This window comes from Anoxybacillus thermarum, from assembly GCF_000836725.1.
Lineage (GTDB): Bacteria > Bacillota > Bacilli > Bacillales > Anoxybacillaceae > Anoxybacillus > Anoxybacillus thermarum.
Window position 1 is genome coordinate 1 of the sequence record NZ_JXTH01000142.1, and the last position, 730, is coordinate 730.

Consider the following 730-nt stretch of genomic DNA (forward strand, 5'->3'; position numbering starts at 1 on the left):
GTCATAGGCATATTCGTTCATCAGCCACTCTTCAAACCGTTCCCACACGTCTCCCGCCCCTTCATGGAGGTAGTGGCGCCGGTTCACGAGCTCGAGCTGCGAACCGTTTCGTTTCCATCCCTCGTGAACCGCCAGGATTTCCTCTTCTTTCGCCCGTTTCCCTTTCCCCTGGCGGGAAATGAACAGCCCATCCGCCTCCACCAACAGCACTCGGCCGTGCCGTTGGGAAACAGGGTGGTGCAGCGAGACAGGGGCCTCCAGCCCCAGTTGGCGAATCGCCTCGTGGCTTAGGACCGCATACCCCACGATCGACTCCAACGTACGGGCCGCTTTGCGGTAGGAAGAGCACTCTACGGCCAACTCGACCGCCGTTTCCTCGAGGCAAGGGCTGATCGACTGCGCTCCATCAAAGCCCAGTTCGGCATCCAGCCAGAAGGTATACGCCCCCGCCTGCCGATCATAGTAGTAGTTCCGTCGAAACGTCACTTCTCCAAACAGCGTTTGGATCGTGGTCGGCCGTTTGTCTTTCAGCTGATACCGGCGCTTGTCCCGCGCTTCCGCCAGTTGTTGATCAATCTCCTCCAAAAGGGCCGCCAACAAGACAGCGAACACCTTTTGAAGAGTTCTGACTAATTGTTCCTCCAGCTCTTTTAATAAAGGCCATTCTGTGGTAAAATGTTTCATGGACTCTCTCCCTCCTGTTTTATTGATGTTGGTCATCACCATCATA

The 730-nt window shown here is 55.8% G+C and carries 1 protein-coding gene; it reads right to left on the reverse strand.

From position 1 onward, the window contains the following. Positions 1-684: UPF0236 family transposase-like protein (locus LH47_RS14800; protein ID WP_043968800.1), on the reverse strand; the 684-nt coding region annotated here is incomplete at its 3' end. Between the last annotated feature and the right edge of the window lie 46 nt (positions 685-730).